This is a genomic window from Rickettsia endosymbiont of Thecocarcelia acutangulata, from assembly GCF_964263195.1.
GTDB lineage: Bacteria > Pseudomonadota > Alphaproteobacteria > Rickettsiales > Rickettsiaceae > Rickettsia > Rickettsia felis.
In genome coordinates this window covers 966,275-983,476 of sequence record NZ_OZ181652.1, presented here as the reverse complement: position 1 = coordinate 983,476, position 17,202 = coordinate 966,275, and the positions used below count along the sequence as shown (strand labels likewise).

Genomic DNA, 17,202 nt, shown 5'->3' with positions numbered 1-17,202 from the left:
TAAGGTTGCCGATGTCATCCCCGCGTAAGCGGGAATGACATAAAATCTGTAGGGATAACATAAAAAACCATATAACATTAATAAAAAATGCAACCTGAATTTATTCATTTAAGAACTCAAAGCTCTTATTCTTTTCTAGAAAGTGCATTAACTATCAAGAAAGTAGTAGAGCTTGCTTCATCAAATAAAATGCCTGCTATTTGTTTGGCAGATAAGGGAAATTTATTCGGCTCGTTAGAATTTGCATTATATGCAGTAAAAAAAGGACTGCAGCCGATACACGGAGTTATTCTAAATATAAAATACGATATAGATATTTTTGCTCAAATTTTACTTATAGCTAAAGATGAAACCGGCTATAAAAATTTACTCAAACTATCAAGCCTTACTTTTACTAAAAATGATCGTAAGCTATGCGATCACATTGATTTTGAAGATTTAATTGAATATCAAGAGGGATTAATAGCGTTATGCTGTTATACCGACGGTATTGTCGGAAAATGCTTGCTAGCTCGGAACGAAGAGCAAGCGATGCTATTTGCACGTAAATTACAGGACATTTTAGGAGATCGTTTTTATTTTGAGATTATGAGACACGATCTACCGGAAGAACAGTTTATTGAAGATAGTTATATTAGAATTGCTGCCGAGCTTGCTATTCCGCTTGTTGCTACTAATAAAGTTTTGTTTAGCGAAAAAAGCATGCATGATGCACATGATGTATTGTTATGTATATCAGCCGGTGTTACTAAAGAATATCCTGATCGTAAAACAGTTAGTGAAAATTGTTATTTTAGATCACCGCATGAGATGATAGAGCTTTTTTCTGATCTACCTAGTGCTATCGAAAACACCGTTAATTTAAGAGAGCGTTGTTATTTTACAGCACATGCAAACCCGCCGATGCTGCCTAATTTTGCTACACAAGATATTAGCGAAACGGATTTAATTAGAAAAGATGCTAAAGAAGGGTTGCTTGCAAGGCTTGCTACAAAGTTTAAATCTGAAAATATTCCGCTGCAGAATCAAGAAGAATTGAAAACCGAATATTTTGCTCGTCTTAATTATGAGCTGGATATTATCTGTAATATGAATTTTGCCGGTTATTTTTTAATTGTGTCCGATTTTATTAAATGGAGTAAAAAAGAGGGTATTTTAGTCGGTCCGGGTAGAGGCTCAGGAGCAGGCTCGGTTGTTGCTTGGAGCTTGCTTATTACTGATCTTGATCCGATTAAATTCGGCTTATTATTTGAGAGATTTTTAAATCCCGAACGTATTTCGATGCCTGACTTCGATATTGATTTTTGTCAAGAAAGACGTGAAGAAGTAATTAATTATGTACGCTCTAAATACGGTAATAATAGGGTAGGACAGATTATAACTTTCGGTAAAATGCAGGCAAAGGCCGTAATTAAGGATGTTGCTCGCGTACTTAGTTTACCTTATAAATTTGCTGATTATCTAACAGAGCTTGTACCTTTTAGTGCGGTTAATCCCGTTAGCCTAGAACAGGCGATGCGTGAAGTTCCGGAGCTTGCAAATGCCGCTAAAGGTAATGGGCTGTATAATTTGGAGGGTGAAGCGGAGTTAATTAAGCTAGTACTTGATACTTCGTTAATTCTTGAGGGATTGCATAGGCATTCCTCAACTCATGCTGCAGGAATCGTAATAGCAGGTACTGATTTAGTCGATATAGTACCGGTATATAAAGATGCTAATTCCGATATGCTGGTAGTCGGTTATTCTATGAAATATTCCGAAATTGCCGGTTTAATTAAATTTGATTTTTTAGGGCTTCAAACCCTAACAGTTATTACCGATTGTAAGAAACTGCTTAAAGAGCAAGGGATAGAAGTAGATTTTAACAATATGACCTTTGATGATAATAAGACTTATCAAATGTTGTGTAAAGGTAAAGGAGTCGGCGTTTTCCAATTTGAAAGTATCGGGATGAAAGATGCACTTAGACGCCTTAAACCTGATTCTATACACGATTTGATAGCTCTTGGGGCTTTATATCGTCCGGGTCCTATGGAAAATATTCCTACCTATATAGCTTGTAAGCATAAATTACAACAGCCTGATTATTTACATGAGCTATTAAAGCCAATCTTAGAAGAAACTTACGGAGTGGTGATATATCAGGAGCAGGTACAAAGAATTGCTCAGATTCTTGCAGGTTATACGCTAGGAGCTGCTGATTTGCTTCGTAGAGCGATGGGTAAGAAGATAAAGAAAGAAATGGAGGAGCAGGAAGAAATCTTCGTTAAAGGAGCAATTGCTAATAATATTTCGGAATTTCAAGCTAAATCCATTTTTGCAACCGTGGCTAAATTTGCAGGTTACGGTTTTAATAAGGCACATGCTGCAGCTTACGGCGTTATTTCATACCAAACCGCATATCTTAAAGCTAATTACCCGGCAGAGTTTTTAGTAGCATGCTTAAATCTTGAATTAAATAATCATGATAAAATTAATTTATTTTTACAAGAAGCAAAAGATAGCGGTATAAAAATTATTGCTCCTAATATTAATATTTCTGAAGGATATTTTAGTGTAAAGTCTTCGGACACTGTCATCCCGCATAGTGTAAAGCTTGTCATACCGCGGCTTGACCGCAGTATCCAGGAAAAAGACTTAAAAGATCCCGCTACAAGTTCGCGTGATGATATCGAGAGTGCAATAATCTTCGCCTTAGGGGCTATTAAGGGAGTTACGCCGAATTTCGGTAAGTTAGTAACAGACGAACGGCTAGCTAGGGGAGCGTTTAAATCAATTACCGATTTTATTGAACGATTACCGCCAAAATCTATTAATAGTAAATTACTGGAAAATTTAATTAAATCTGGCTGCTTTGATGAGCTACATGATAATCGATTGCAATTATTTTCAAGTATTTCAAAATTGCTTGCTTATTCGGCTTCATACCATGCAGAACAGGAATCGAATCAATTTAGCTTAATTAAAGTTTCTAGTTTAAGCCCTAATATATTAATAGCAAGTGATTATGCCGATAACAATACTTTAGCTTTTTATGAGTTTGAATCTATGGGTTTATTTATCTCTAATCATCCTCTTACGCAGTATCAAGAAATATTTAGTCGTTTAAATATTTTAAATACGGCAGATTTACATAATAACTTACCTGACGGTACTAACCGAGTAAATCTTGCCGGTGTAATACAAAAAAAGGATTCTCGTATGTCGGCAAGAGGTAGGTTCGTGACGCTTGTGCTTTCTGACCCTGAGAATATCTTTGAACTTAGTATTTTTAGTGAGGAAGTTTTAAAAGATTATGTACATTTACTCGATGTTAAAAGTTTGGTAGTTGTTAATTGTGATATAGTTAAAGATGAAGGAGGAATAAAACTAACGGCAAAAAGCTTTTCATCAATTGAGGATGCAATTAATAATAAACAATTTGAGCTACAGCTTTACCCACAAAATCATGAAGAATTACGGCAGATAGTAACCTTGCTTGCAGCTCGCACTAATAACGGGGACCAGAGTAATGCTAAAGCTACAATCTATTTACAAAGCGAAGGTGTAAAGAATTTTGTAGCAAGAATTACATTACCTGAAAAGTTTTTTCTTCAAGGGCAAGATTTTGAGATTTTAAAAGGATATAGTAAATAGTGGGGTTGTTGCTCGGCTTTCTATGTTATTCCTGCGAGGCATTGTTTTGTGGCTCTTGAAAAACGCTCGGTTGTCATACCGTGGCTTGACCACGGTATCCAGTAAAAAATTCTGATTTACAGAATTTTTTTATTATTTTACTGGATTGCCACGCAGTCTACGACTGCTCGCAATGACGGGGTGGTATACATGCAACAATGCCTCGCAGGAATGATAACCTTGAGTTAACTTTTTATAGGCAGTACCTGAATTGGCGGTAAAATGAATCTATAATTGAGTAATATTCTTTGATGTTTTTTTACCGCTAAATACGGCATTATTATTTTTATTATCGCTAAGTTCCATATATTTTGTTAGTCGATGTTTGTCTGCTATTAACTTTGCTTCTTTTTCTAAATTAATATTTTGTTCAAGATTTGGCTCTTTAATTAAATCTTTAAAGTAATTACTTATGGATTTTAATCCCAACTTTTCTGTTAATTTACTTAAATACTTATAAAATTTATGTTTGATAGTTTGTTTTTTAGGTTCTGAATTTTTATTGAATATATTATCAGTTTTAACTTCTTGTTTTTTATCGTCTACTACTTTCGTACTATCAGGTAGGTTTTTATTAGCTTCAGTTATTAGTTCATTTACTAAATTTTGTTTTTCTTCTTTAAGTACAGTGTCATTCAAAAAGCTTGATACAGGCGAATTTTTTGAGTGTATTGTATCCAAGTTAAGATTAGTAGTTTCTTGTTTTTCTATGTTCGGGAGTGGTATATTAATATGCTCGTTTTTTGTTTCAATTATAGGTGAGTCTATTAATTTATTCTCTTCAAAAATATCTAGCGTTGCTTGCGTAAATTCATCTACTAATTTTTGAGCTTTGATAGGTGTTATTTCTTCATTAAATTTATTTTCACTGTAATCTTTAACTACTTGAGTGATTTCTTCAGATGCTTTTGCTTCCGGTATGGTCATTTTGTATTTTTGTGCCATATCTTTTATGACATCATCCAATTTCTTATGTTCTTCCGATAGCTCTAGCGGTTTAGGGTTAGTATTACTTTGTTTCATTTGCCGGAAAATATCTATAGAAGGGCGGTTTCCTATTTTTGCTTGTATTTGTGCTTTGATAAGTATATTTACATCTTTATCATTTAAGCATTTTTCTGATAGCTCGTTAATGATTTGTTCTTTGTTAGATTTATATAATCTATAATTTTCTAAAACTGTTTTTGAGGGAGCTATTTCGCGTTCTTCAAAACAAGTTTGGATATGGTTTATGACAGGCTTTAAAAGATCTTCGGTAATAGGTAAATCAGTGTCCTTATAGGGAAGCACGGTAGATAAAAAATCTACTAGATCAATCTTGATATACTTTAAATTGGATTCTTCAGCAACTTTATTAAATAACTTTTCTTTCGTGCTTGGTGTATGCCCTTCATTATAAAAAAAAGCATCAAAATTATTAGTAGCTGAATTGGCAATATCTTTTTGGAATTGATTTTGATGAGTTGTATTTGAGATACTTGGTTCTTTTGTTAAAGGTATATTTAAGGTATTTGCTAAATTTTTTTGTTTGCTTTCTAAGTTTGATATTATTTGAGATACTTGATTTTGTGTAATAAAATCATATATTTCACGAAATTCTGAATCCGGTACTGTCTCTTAAAGCTTCTCTTATTGACCTGCTGCTACAATTCCCTAAAGTTTGTCCGGTAACTGTTCTTCTTGAATCAGCTGTTGGGTTAATAAGCTGCTCCGATTTGAACCTGTTAATCTCGTTATTATGAGCTTTTATTGCTTCTAATTCATTTATAAATAATATAGAAAATATACTATCTTTTATTTCTTTATCTGTTTGATTTTTGAGTTCATACTTAATGGAGCTGAATTTTGCTTTACTTCTTGCTTCTATTGTTTCATTTATTTTAGATAATTGATCTCTTGATGTTTGATTTAGCTTTGAATTATCTGCTCTTACTCCAGCACCGGCATTATATATAATACGATAATTTTTTCCGTTTTCTTTAGAATATTTTATAACATTTGCATGTAATCCGTTATTAGTAGGAGCATTAGAATATGATAAATATGCTTCTCCGGTTTTTTGCAGTTTATCGTATATTTCATCTGTAGTTGTTTCTAAAAATTTTTTTAACTGTTCTGCGGGTGGTAATTGTGGTAATTTATTTGAGCTAGTTAAATTACGTGCTGAAAAGGATTTCTTATAAATCTCATCTAAGCCATTCATAAAATGGTCTAATTTTTTATCTGTATTTTCGTCAGGATTTAAAGCCTTATAAGCTCCAAGTAAGGCTTTATAACCGCTAGCCGTTATAAAATGAGCTGAGCCTAAATTATAATCTTTTGTGGATTTATCATAGGTACGGGCATCGTCAAGCATTTCGTGGTACTGAGTTGCTTTCGCTTCATACTCATATTCCCGTATATTATTTAAGGCTTGAGTGATATTTTCATAATGCTCTCTCAGCTTATTTTGGTTATTCTCTTTTAGAGCAGTATTTATAAGCTCGTTTTCAGAGTTTTCCAAGTTGCCGAACTTTATATCACTATTTATATTCTCAGTCATACTTTCTAACTAGTTAGTTGAATAAGCGGATGCGAAAATAATCCTATATTAAGGATAAATAAATATCAAGATAGTTCTTTCTAAGCCCTATAATTACTCTCTCAATATATCTATTTTATCTAGTTGCTCCCATGCAAAATTTTCGTCTTCTCGACCGAAATGACCGTAAGCAGCCGTTTTTTGATAACATGGAGTGCGAAGCTTAAGATGTTTAATAATCCTGCCGGGACGCATATCAAAATGCTGTATTATGAGCTTAGTAATTTGTTCGTTGCTTAATTTGCTAGTACCGAAAGTTTCAGCGTAAATAGATACGGGAGCAGCAACACCTATTGCGTAAGATATTTGTATCTCACATCGATCAGCTAGTCCTGCTCCTACTATATTCTTAGCAATATAGCGGGCCATGTAAGCAGCTGACCTATCTATTTTGGTTGGGTCTTTTCCTGAAAAGCAGCCGCCACCGTGTCTTGCCATTCCTCCATAGCTATCCACGATAATTTTCCTACCGGTTAAACCGCAATCTGCAACAGGGCCACCTATAACAAACCTACCTGTCGGGTTAATTAGGTATTTAGTGTCTTTATGAAGTAAATTGTTTGGTAAGGTAGGTTTAATAATTTCTTCCATTACTGCTTCAATAAGGTCTTTTTGCTGTATTTCTGGATGATGCTGAGTTGACAAAACTACTGCATCAACGGCAACCGGTTTGTTATTTTCGTATCGTAGCGTGACTTGAGATTTTGCATCAGGTCTAAGCCAAGAAAGTATATTTTGTTTACGTAAATATGCTTGTCTTTTCATTAAAAGATGAGCATAATAAATCGGTGCAGGCATTAAACTTTCTGTTTCAGTGCAAGCATACCCAAAAACCATACCTTGATCTCCTGCTCCTATTTCATCGTCATTTGCATTGTCAACCCCCATAGCTATATCGGGCGATTGTTTAATTATAGATGAAATTACGGCACAACAGCTACCGTCAAATCCATAATTTGGATTATTATAACCAATTTCTTGTATTTTACTCCGTACTATTTGTTCAATATCCACATAGGTGCTGGTAGTAATTTCGCCGCCGACCAAAACTAGGCCTGTTGTTACAAAGGTTTCGCAGGCAACACGCCCCTTAGGATCGTGCTTCAGAATTTCATCAAGTACCGTATCTGAAATTTGATCGGCAATTTTGTCCGGATGCCCTTCAGAAACTGACTCAGATGTGAATATAAAATTTTTCATACATTACATTCCTTTTTAAAAACTTTCCAAACTTATATTTTTATAAATTCATTTAAAGCTTTTTTAACTATACCGTTTAAAATGCGAATTTAGGATAAGAACTTATCCTAAATTCGGTAAAAAAGTTGTATAATCAAGACTCGAAGCGGTTCTTCGTCTTGATTATGAAAATAAATTACTACTAAATATATTTAGTAGGATAATGATTTAAAATGATAGTGCAAAGCCGTCTTAAACTATCATTTTTACTTATTTTATCAGTATTAGGATAAGATTTGTTAAAATCTTATCTTAAACTGGTGTTATTAATCTTTTTTTTATAATTTTAGTTTTACTAGCCGATTTTGATGTCATTCCTGCGAAAGCAGGAACCCACTATAAAGCGAGATAAATCGAGCTTTTAAAAAGTTTTAAGGTAATGGATTCCCGCTTTTGCGGGAATGACATCGAGTTTTTTATTATTATCTTCCGTTACTTAAGCAATGCCATATAGACGAAGTTTAATTTGGAAAAGAGCAAGGCATTTCATATTTTTTGACCGCAGCGTACATACTAGTACGTGAGGATTAAAAAATATGAAACAACGACGCCAATTTTTCAAATTAAACGAATATATTCAATGAATCTCCATCCAGTTATTACCTGCTCTTACTTCGGTTATAATCGGTACATCCATCTTAGTAGAGTTTTCCATGATTTTTTTGATAATAGGCGTTACGAGTTCTACTTCATCCTCCGGCACTTCAAATAGTAATTCATCATGAATTTGCAGCACTAATCTTGTTTTAAGCTTATTTTTTTCTATTTCTTGATCTAGATTAATCATTGCAATTTTAATGATATCGGCATTAGTTCCTTGAATAGGAGCATTAATAGCTGCACGTTCTGCAAATTGTTTAAGCTTTTTATCATGAATTAGAGGTACAAAACATTTTCTGCCAAAGAAATTTATGACATAGCCGTTGCTACTTGCAAAAGCTTTTGTTTGCTCCATATATTCTTGTACTCCTTTATATTCGGCAAAATATTTCTTGATATATTCGGATGCTTCGCTGTTACTAACATTTAATTGCTTAGCAAGCCCAAAAGCACTTATACCGTAAATGATACCGAAATTTATGGCTTTTGCTTTACGTCTATGTTCGCTAGTTAGTTCATGTTTTTGCAAGTTAAAGATTTGACAAGCAGTTTGAGTATGGATATCGTCTTTATTGATAAATGCTTGTTTTAGTGCATCTATATTTGCGATATGGCTTAATATTCTAAGCTCAATTTGGGAATAATCGGCAGATATTAATTTATAGCCTTCTTCAGCGATAAAAGCTTGTCTGATTTTATTCCCCTCACTAGAGCGAATAGGTACATTTTGCAAATTAGGTTCTTGTGAGCTAAGTCTTCCTGTAGTGGTAGAAGTTTGTAAAAATGTCGTATGTACTCTATGTGTTATATTATCTATCTGTTTCGGTAAACTATCGGTGTAGGTATTCTTTAATTTTGTAAGTTGCCGCCATCTTAATAACAAGTCGGCAATATTATATCCATGCTCGCTAAGCTTTTCTAATATTTCCGCTCCTGTTGAGTAAGAGCTTGCTTTAGCCGAAGCTTTACCGAAAGGTAACTGCATTTTTTCAAATAAAATCTCACCTAGTTGTTTTGGTGAACCGATATTAAATTTAGTTCCGCTAAGAGCAAAAATTTCTTCTTCAAGTTTTAGAATTTCTGCTCCAAATTCAGCGGATAACTGATTTAGATAATTTGCGTCTACTTTAATCCCAATTTTTTCCATTTTATCTAAAATAAAACAAATAGGTAAATCAATATCGCTGTAAAGTCTAAAGGCTTTATTATCTTTAAGCTCCAGTATATTTTGTTTATAAAGTGAAGTAAAATCGGCGACTATTCTTGCCGATTCAGTGATCCTATTATCCTCTTTTAAAGCCTCTTCAAATAAATTTTTCTGTGATAAACCGGCAGATAACGCATATTGCATTAGTTCTAAATCCTCTATAGCCGTAATTTCATGAGATTGTTCTGCATAGAATTTAAGTAGAGGCTTTAGAGAGTAGGTAATTTTTTTTATAGATTTATCGGTTAGTAAATTGAAGATTATATCCGAAAACCAGTCGTTATTATTTTTAGTATTATAGGAAAATAGATCATGGGAAGTGTTAGAAATTTTAATAATATAGCTTTGGTTTTGCAATGATAAAATAAAGGCAAGATTATCCCCTTTATGCTGTAGTAAATATATCCCGAATATTCCTATTTTCTCAGCTGTTTTAGCAAAATCTGCGAGCTCACTAGCGTTACTGATTTCTTTTGCTTCGGTTACTTTATTGTCTACTATCTCTTTATGGTCATTAATTTTAATATCAAATAAATTTTCTGCTCTTTTATATAAAGATTTAAAACCGTATTCCTGTAAAAATCCTGTTAATTTATCGCTATTTGGAGGTAACCATTCTAAATTACTCAGCTGAAAATCTAAATCAACATTAGAATCAAGCCCGATTAATTGCCATGAAATTAACGCCGCTTCTTTAGAATTTTTTAAAGTTTCACGTTGTTTTAGGCTTGAAACTTGGTCTAAAGAGTTAAATATATTTTCTACAGAACCAAATTGCGTTATAAGATTACTTGCCGTTTTTGGTCCAATAGACGGCACACCCGGAATATTATCCGATCTATCGCCGATTAAAGCCATCACTTCACGTAATTTATCAGAAGTAGTGGCGAACTTTTTAACCACATCATCTTCCGTAATATATTTTCCTTTTAACGGATCATATATTTTGATGTTTTCACCCATTAACTGCAATAAATCTTTATCGGAAGAGATGACAACTACATCTTCGCCGAGTGCAGCTGTTTTAGCGGCAAAGGTTGCAATAATGTCATCGGCTTCATAACCGTTTTTCTCTAGAATAGGAAAATTTAAGTTACTAGCAACATCACGAACTAAAGGTAATTGTACGACTAAATCCTCAGGTGGAGGCGGACGATTAGCTTTATATTCAGGATAAATATGATGGCGGAAATTTTTCTCGCCGCTGTCAAATACTACAGCGACATGTTTAGGCTTAAAGTCGCTCAGCAATTTTAGTAGCATTGAAGCGAAGCCGTAAAGAGCACCGACAGGCTCGCCTTTCGGTGAAGTTAAAGGCTGTTGTGCATAATAGGCTCTGAAAACAAATCCATATCCGTCTATAAGCAATAAGGTATTTTTTTGAGTCATCTCGTGATTTTATTTTTAATTCTATCGTCATTGTGAGTGAACGTTAGTGTTATTGCATCGCTCATTTTATGTCATTCCCGCGTAGGCGGGAATCCAGCATAAAGCGAGATAAATCGAGCTTTTAATTTCAAAAATTTGCTGTATTTATACTTTTTTTCTGGATTCCCGCTTTCGCGGGAATGACATCGAGTAGGTTTTTCGATCTATGCGGGCAATGATTTAACAAAACCTCACAACCCCACTAGACTTTTAGAAAAATCATGTCGATCGAATATTTTTAAGTCCTCTATCTTCTCGCCTATACCGATAAAATATACGGGTAGATTAAATTTCTGTACCACTCCGACAAGCACTCCGGCTTTAGCACTACCGTCTAATTTAGTCACGATAAGCCCCGTCAAATTAGTAGCATCATTAAAATGTTCTACTTGGTTATAAGTATTTTGTCCTGTAATAGCATCAATTACTAAAACGCTATGAGTAGGAGCATTCTCGTCTAGTTTTTTTATAACCTTTACAATCTTAGACAGTTCATCCATCAAATTTTTCTTATTATGAAGCCTGCCTGCTGTATCGATAAAAAGTATATCGATATTTTGTTTTATCGACTCTTCCATAGCACGGTAAGCAACACTCGCAGGGTCAGCCGATTCTTCACCGGTAATAAGTAGTGCATTTGCTCTATATACCCAAGTGCTTAGCTGATTCACGGCAGCCGCTCTAAAAGTATCACAGGCTGCAACCGCTACTTTTTTCCCTTGTGCTGAGTACATTGCAGCAAGCTTACCTATAGTGGTGGTTTTACCTGCTCCGTTAACACCGCAAACTAAAATTATGTTTAATTTATTTTCGTTTAGTGTAAAAGGAATTTCTGATTTTGATAACTGCTGCTCTATTAATTCAGCTAGGGCTTCTTTTACTGTATCACTATCTATTTCTTTGTCAAATTTTACCTTTTTAAACTCTTCAATAATATTAGTTACTACCGAAACGCTCATATCACTTGCAATAAGTAGTTCTTCAAGCTCTTCTAGAGTTTCTGTATCTAATTTTTTCTTGTAAAATATTTTGTCGATACCTTCCGATATTTTATTAGAAGTTTTAGATAAACTTTGTTTTAATTTACTAAATATTGAAATCATATTAGATAGTTTTTGTTTTATGGGTGTTGGTGTTGTTCTTGAGTGAACACCAAAGCCGTCATTGCAAGGAAATTACGTAAGTAATTGTACGCACGCAATCCCAGGAGTTTATTTCATGAGATTGCCGCGTCGCTCCGCTCCTCGCAATGACGATTTTTGATCCACCACAATGACACTTAGGTATTTATCTCTTCTTCTTATTCTTGCTTTTGTTTTTATTTCCGTCAGTAGTTTTATTGAATCTACCTAAATTTTTAACAAATTTTTGTAGTCCGTTAAGTTCCGTTCCATATGTCCTAGTATATTCACGGACTGTTTCTATATCTTGTCTATGAGAATCATCTATTACTACTACTTCCTGCATAAAATTATTAGCATCAAACGTAATTTTTACTATCTTCTGCTTTTCAATTTTTGGATTGAGCCAAGCTCTTTGAGACATAACTCTTTCAACATAATACCAGGTATTTTGGGAATATTCCGGTACCATAGTAGATGTACCTATTAACTCTATGACTTCTGTTTTATTTAGTTTTTTAGATTCTAATTTTACAAGTGCTGAATCATCGATGGACTGCCCTCTATTTTCGATAGTTTTGCAGCCGCTTAGGGAAAAAAAGGCTAATATACTAAAAATGTATGTTATAAAAATTTTCATAAGTTTAATTTTATCTAGATTTTATTACAAGATTATAATATAGTGCTTCACTAATTTGACAAATACTTTTTAATTTATATTTAGAGAGGCTAATAATGGCAGTTCCAAAGAAGAAAACATCAAAATCAAGACGTAATATGAGACGTTCGCACTTAGCACTTGGCAAAGTTAACGTAATAGTTGACTCGCAAACCGGTGAATATAAACTTCCGCATCACGTTTCTTTAGTCGACGGTACTTATAATAATCGTCAAGTAGTAACAAAGAAAATTGAAACTGAAGAAGAAGTAGCTTAAGTACCTAAAATTTATGACCTGTAAAATTATTGGTTGCGGTGGGTATCTTCCTTCAAAAATAGTTAGTAATGACGAGCTTGCAAAATTTGTAGATACTAACGATGAATGGATTAGAACAAGAACGGGTATTACGCAGCGTCATATAGCAGGTGATACAGAATATACTTCCCATCTTGCTTTAAAATCAGCTGAAAAAGCTATAGCAGATGCGAAGGTGTCGGCAAATGATATTGATTTAATTATTACATGTACTACTACTCCGGATAATAGCTTCCCTTCAGTCGCCTCTAAGCTTCAAGGTTATCTTTGTTTAACTAATATACCGTCTTTTGATTTACAAGCAGTGTGTGCCGGCTTTGTTTATGGTTTACAAGTAGCGAATTCTCTTATCTCATCAGGTAAATATAAAACTATTTTGCTTATAGGAGCTGAGAAAATGACGTCATTATTAGACTGGAATGATAGGACTACTTGCGTTTTATTCGGTGATGGTGGTGGTAGCGTAATATTGCAGCGTAGTAGTGATGATTCCGGTTTAATAGATAGTAATATCTTCTCAAGTGGGGCTGATTATGAAATATTATACACGAACGGTGGTGTAAGTATGAATGGTATTAGTGGCAAGATAGTTATGCAGGGGCAAAAATTATTTCGTCATGCAATAGAAAAAATGCAACAATCTATAGAAGATTTACTACATGCTAATCAATTCAGTGTAAGCGATATTGATTATTTCATACCTCATCAAGCAAATCTCCGTATTATAAATAAACTTGCTGAACTATTAAATATAGAAGAGCATAAAGTAGTGAAAACCGTAGAAAAGCATGCTAACTGCTCTGCGGCTTCTATTCCGCTTGCTTTGAGTACTCTTAAAGCATCAGGTAAAATAAAAAAGGGCGATATTCTACTATTCTCGGCTATCGGTGCAGGTCTTACTTGGGGCAGTGCATTAATTAGATGGTAAAAAAATGATATTTTTACCACATTTATACAGAAGTAATTGCATTTTATAATATTTTAGCCTTTAAACTAATAAAATAATGATATATACTAACTCACATAGCTTTTGGTTAGTTTAGTTTTATAACTAGCTAAAATGAATTCAATATTAATAAATTATAATCTCAAGGAGTTTAATTATGAAAACAAAAATTACATTAGCTTTTCTTGCATTATTTGTGCTTGCAGGGTGTAATACAACAAAAAGAACACCGCAATTTGACGGTAATATGAACCAAGGTGAAGAAACCTCATTAATGAAAGATTTCGAGAAGCATGCAGGAAATGCAGTATGGTTTGCTTTTGATAGCTCTGCTTTATCACCAAAGGCTAAAGAAGAACTAGAGAGACAAGCTTGCTGGTTATCAAAGCACCCTGAAGTAAAAGCTACTGTTGAAGGACATTGCGATGAAAGAGGTACCAGAGAATATAACTTAGGTTTAGGTGAAAGAAGAGCAATGGCAGCGAAAAAATTCTTAGCTCATAAAGGGATCGATCATAATAGATTAAATACAATTTCTTATGGTAAAGAGAGACCTGCTATGATGGGTAATACTGAAGAAGCTTTTGCTTATAATCGTAGAGCTGTAACAGTTGTACATCACTAAAATTAATTACTAAATTTATTATTTAGTAATTTAAAAGGTCGAGTGATGAGCTCGACCTTTTTTATTTATAACCTGTTATGTCATTCCTGCGGAAGCAGGAATCCAGCATAAAGCGAGATAAATCGAGCTTTTAATTTTAAAAACTTGTTGTATTGATACTTTTTTGGATTCCTGCTTCCGCAGGAATGACATAAAATAGGTTTTTCAATCCATGCAACAATGCCTTTAGTCGCTCGCAATGACGAAAAAACTGATCCACATTGCCCTGTTTTTTAGACAATACCTCAAAAATATAAAAATTTTACTAGACTTAACGGCATAATAATTATATAAACTTCAAATGAAAAGGGGCTGTAGCTCAGTTGGTTAGAGCACGCCGCTCATAACGGTGTGGTCGTAGGTTCAAGTCCTACCAGCCCCACCACACAAATTCTTATTTAAATTCGTATTAGCACTGAATTTATAATGATTAATCTAAAAACACTTTCTTGGTATCTTACTAAATTATATTCTAAGTGTTTCTTTATTATATTATTTCTTTTAATTGGGTTATTAATCATCTCAAATATTTTTGATCTTTTGCAAAAATTCAAAAATATTTATGTTCCTTTTAGTTTTTTTTGGAGACTTATTTTATATAAGATTCCTTATTTACTAGGTCAAGTATCTTCGTTAATTAGTTTTACCTCTATGTTATTTTTTCTTAGAAATCTAACAAAAAATAATGAATTAACGGCTATGTTATCTAGCGGTATTCATATTTGGCAAGTGCTTGTTATTCCATGTATTGTAACTTTAATTTTAGGTATAGTTTTTACGACTATATTGAATCCTATCGGTACTATAGGCTTACAAAAATATGAGTTATTAGAGGCAAAACTAACTAAAAAAACCTTGAGTGAGGGGATAATATCTAAATCAGGTTTATTATTTTTTGAATCTTTAAATGATGAAAATCAAATTATCCAAACACAATTTATTAATATTGCTGAGAAAAAATTAAATAATATTACAATTTTATTTGTTGATAGTAATAATTCTTTTTTAAAGAGAATTGATGCCTTATACGGTATTATTGAAAATAAAATGTTACATTTAAATAGAGTTAAGGTTTTTACAAAAGAGGAAACTAAGACTTATAACAATTTAACTATACAGACAAATTTATCAATTAATAGTTTAGTAAATAAATTTATTCGTCCTGAAATGGTTTCTATTTGGGCTTTACCTAAATTAATTAATGAATTATTAAATTCAGGTTTACCGGCTATTAATTATCAAATTTATTATTACAAGCAATTATTTAAGCCTATAATGATGATTGCAACCGTAATTTTAGCAAGTTGTTTTATTAGTCTTAAACAGCGTGATAATTCCCAAGAAAAAATACTGATATTAGGTTTATTTTCAGGTTTTATAGCATATTCGTTATCAGAAATATTATTAAAAATACTTACTTATAATAATTTGTCTTTAATTGCTGCTATTTTATTGCCTAGTATGCTAATATTTTTTATTAGTAACTTTATTATTTTATATTATAAGGAAATTTAATATATACTCATTTAATTTGAAAAATTGGCTGCGTCGCTTCTCATTTTTGATCCTCACGTAGTATCCTACGCTGCGGTCAAAAATTCTGAGGCTTCTTGCTCTTTTCCAAATTAAACTTCGTCTATAATTAAATTTTTATTTACTATGGGACTGTCTATTTTATTAACAGTTCCATAGAAGCGTTTTTAGAATTTAGAGAGAAAAAATAAAATGATAATGAAATTTTTGGAAGGGTTTTCTTCCGGTATGGCCATAGATCTTGGTACGGCAAATACTATTGTCTATCAAAAAAGTCGTGGAATTGTTCTAAGGGAACCTTCTGTTATTGCGTTAATAAAAAAAGACGGTGCTTTTGTGCCTTATGCTTATGGTCATGAAGCAAAAATGATGCTTGGGCGTACTCCTACGGATATTGAAGCAAAAAGACCTTTAAAAGACGGTGTTATTGCCGATTTTAAGGGTGCAGAGGAAATGATAAAGTATTTTATTAGAATGGTGCATAATCGTCGCTCTTTTTTTGGTCCGACAATTGTTATTTGTGTACCTTCCGGTTCTACGCCGGTTGAGCGTCGTGCTATTCAAGAAGCAGCAGAAAGTGCAGGAGGTAGGGATGTCTATTTAATTGAAGAACCTATGGCGGCAGCGATCGGAGCAGGGCTACCCGTAACGGAAGCGACCGGTTCGATGATTGTTGATATTGGAGGAGGCACTACGGAAGTTGCAGTTTTATCACTAGGGGGCATAGTATATGCAAGGTCGGTAAGAGTCGGCGGTGATAAGATGGATGAAGCTATTATCTCATATATAAGAAGGCACTATAACCTATTGATAGGTGAGGCTACTGCTGAAAAGATAAAGCAAGAAATAGGTACGGCTTATGTAGATGAAAACGCTGAACCGAGAAAAATGGAAATTAAAGGACGTGATTTAATTTACGGTATTCCTAAAGAAATGATATTGAACGAAAGACAAATTGCTGATAGTCTAATTGAACCGGTAAGTCAAATTGTTGAAGCGGTAAAAGTAGCACTAGAAGCAACGCCTCCTGAGTTATCTTCGGATATAGTTGATAAGGGAATTGTTTTAACAGGCGGCGGCTCATTATTACGAAATCTTGACTTTGTCCTTAGTGAAGCCACTAAATTGCCGGTAATAGTTGCAGATGACGCCCTCTCTTGCGTGGCACTTGGAACAGGAAAAGTACTTGAAGATTTTACAAAGCTAAAACATGTACTATTTAAACAGGATTAA

At 33.6% G+C, this 17,202-nt stretch carries 11 protein-coding genes, 1 tRNA gene and 2 pseudogenes; 7 read left to right on the top strand and 7 right to left on the bottom strand.

The window, feature by feature from the left end; genetic code table 11:
- Nucleotides 1-87: 87 nt before the first annotated feature.
- A complete protein-coding gene (gene dnaE, locus ACE38Q_RS05395) occupies nucleotides 88-3,636 on the top strand; it encodes a DNA polymerase III subunit alpha (protein ID WP_500190373.1) in 3,549 nt (1,182 codons plus the stop codon).
- 267 nt (nucleotides 3,637-3,903) lie between these two features.
- Here dnaE and ACE38Q_RS05390 read toward each other — a convergent pair whose 3' ends face one another.
- The 7 genes and pseudogenes from ACE38Q_RS05390 to ACE38Q_RS05360 form a co-directional block, all read right to left on the bottom strand.
- The gene (locus ACE38Q_RS05390; protein WP_039595571.1) at nucleotides 3,904-4,104 is read right to left on the bottom strand and encodes a hypothetical protein; all 201 of its coding nucleotides are present in this window, start codon (nucleotides 4,102-4,104) and stop codon (nucleotides 3,904-3,906) included.
- A 1,500-nt stretch (nucleotides 4,105-5,604) separates the two neighbouring features.
- A pseudogene (locus ACE38Q_RS05385) lies at nucleotides 5,605-5,878 on the bottom strand (hypothetical protein).
- A 75-nt stretch (nucleotides 5,879-5,953) separates the two neighbouring features.
- Nucleotides 5,954-6,217: pseudogene (locus ACE38Q_RS05380) on the bottom strand (hypothetical protein); the annotation flags it as partial.
- A gap of 93 nt (nucleotides 6,218-6,310) precedes the next feature.
- Nucleotides 6,311-7,456 carry a methionine adenosyltransferase gene (gene metK / locus ACE38Q_RS05375; RefSeq protein WP_500190372.1) on the bottom strand — a complete coding sequence of 382 codons (1,146 nt, stop codon included), beginning with the start codon at nucleotides 7,454-7,456 and terminating at the stop codon, nucleotides 6,311-6,313.
- 616 nt (nucleotides 7,457-8,072) lie between these two features.
- Nucleotides 8,073-10,691, bottom strand: coding sequence for a DNA polymerase I (gene polA / locus ACE38Q_RS05370; protein ID WP_500190371.1), 2,619 nt, complete (start codon nucleotides 10,689-10,691; stop codon nucleotides 8,073-8,075).
- A 230-nt stretch (nucleotides 10,692-10,921) separates the two neighbouring features.
- On the bottom strand, nucleotides 10,922-11,833 hold the full coding sequence (gene ftsY / locus ACE38Q_RS05365) for a signal recognition particle-docking protein FtsY (RefSeq protein ID WP_500190370.1): 912 nt from the start codon (nucleotides 11,831-11,833) through the stop codon (nucleotides 10,922-10,924).
- A gap of 184 nt (nucleotides 11,834-12,017) precedes the next feature.
- Nucleotides 12,018-12,491, bottom strand: coding sequence for an outer membrane protein assembly factor BamE (locus tag ACE38Q_RS05360; RefSeq protein ID WP_500190369.1), 474 nt, complete (start codon nucleotides 12,489-12,491; stop codon nucleotides 12,018-12,020).
- Nucleotides 12,492-12,586: 95 nt separating this feature from the next.
- On the opposite strand from ACE38Q_RS05360, the gene rpmF reads away from it, so the two are divergent.
- The 6 genes from rpmF to ACE38Q_RS05330 all read left to right on the top strand — a co-directional run bounded on the left by rpmF (nucleotide 12,587) and on the right by ACE38Q_RS05330 (nucleotide 17,202).
- Nucleotides 12,587-12,787 (top strand): 50S ribosomal protein L32, encoded by a 201-nt coding sequence (gene rpmF, locus ACE38Q_RS05355; protein WP_008579275.1) that lies wholly within the window; start codon nucleotides 12,587-12,589, stop codon nucleotides 12,785-12,787.
- Between the two features lie 13 nt (nucleotides 12,788-12,800).
- Nucleotides 12,801-13,754 (top strand): beta-ketoacyl-ACP synthase III, encoded by a 954-nt coding sequence (locus ACE38Q_RS05350; RefSeq protein ID WP_500190368.1) that lies wholly within the window; start codon nucleotides 12,801-12,803, stop codon nucleotides 13,752-13,754.
- 175 nt (nucleotides 13,755-13,929) lie between these two features.
- Nucleotides 13,930-14,397, top strand: coding sequence for a peptidoglycan-associated lipoprotein Pal (gene pal / locus ACE38Q_RS05345; RefSeq protein WP_041079325.1), 468 nt, complete (start codon nucleotides 13,930-13,932; stop codon nucleotides 14,395-14,397).
- A gap of 347 nt (nucleotides 14,398-14,744) precedes the next feature.
- Nucleotides 14,745-14,821: transfer RNA gene (locus ACE38Q_RS05340), tRNA-Ile, on the top strand.
- 41 nt (nucleotides 14,822-14,862) lie between these two features.
- Nucleotides 14,863-15,951: an LptF/LptG family permease gene (locus ACE38Q_RS05335; RefSeq protein WP_500190367.1), complete on the top strand. Its 1,089-nt coding sequence runs from the start codon at nucleotides 14,863-14,865 to the stop codon at nucleotides 15,949-15,951.
- Between the two features lie 210 nt (nucleotides 15,952-16,161).
- Nucleotides 16,162-17,202 (top strand): rod shape-determining protein, encoded by a 1,041-nt coding sequence (locus ACE38Q_RS05330; protein ID WP_040256378.1) that lies wholly within the window; start codon nucleotides 16,162-16,164, stop codon nucleotides 17,200-17,202.

Bases quoted from the DNA above. Each gene is read 5' to 3' on its own strand.
- rpmF (WP_008579275.1), top strand. From the start codon at position 12,587: ATGGCAGTTCCAAAGAAGAAAACATCAAAATCAAGACGTAATATGAGA.
- metK (WP_500190372.1), bottom strand. From the start codon at position 7,456: ATGAAAAATTTTATATTCACATCTGAGTCAGTTTCTGAAGGGCATCCG.
- polA (WP_500190371.1), bottom strand. From the start codon at position 10,691: ATGACTCAAAAAAATACCTTATTGCTTATAGACGGATATGGATTTGTT.
- pal (WP_041079325.1), top strand. From the start codon at position 13,930: ATGAAAACAAAAATTACATTAGCTTTTCTTGCATTATTTGTGCTTGCA.
- ACE38Q_RS05350 (WP_500190368.1), top strand. From the start codon at position 12,801: ATGACCTGTAAAATTATTGGTTGCGGTGGGTATCTTCCTTCAAAAATA.
- dnaE (WP_500190373.1), top strand. From the start codon at position 88: ATGCAACCTGAATTTATTCATTTAAGAACTCAAAGCTCTTATTCTTTT.
- ACE38Q_RS05360 (WP_500190369.1), bottom strand. From the start codon at position 12,491: ATGAAAATTTTTATAACATACATTTTTAGTATATTAGCCTTTTTTTCC.
- ACE38Q_RS05335 (WP_500190367.1), top strand. From the start codon at position 14,863: ATGATTAATCTAAAAACACTTTCTTGGTATCTTACTAAATTATATTCT.
- ftsY (WP_500190370.1), bottom strand. From the start codon at position 11,833: ATGATTTCAATATTTAGTAAATTAAAACAAAGTTTATCTAAAACTTCT.
- ACE38Q_RS05330 (WP_040256378.1), top strand. From the start codon at position 16,162: ATGATAATGAAATTTTTGGAAGGGTTTTCTTCCGGTATGGCCATAGAT.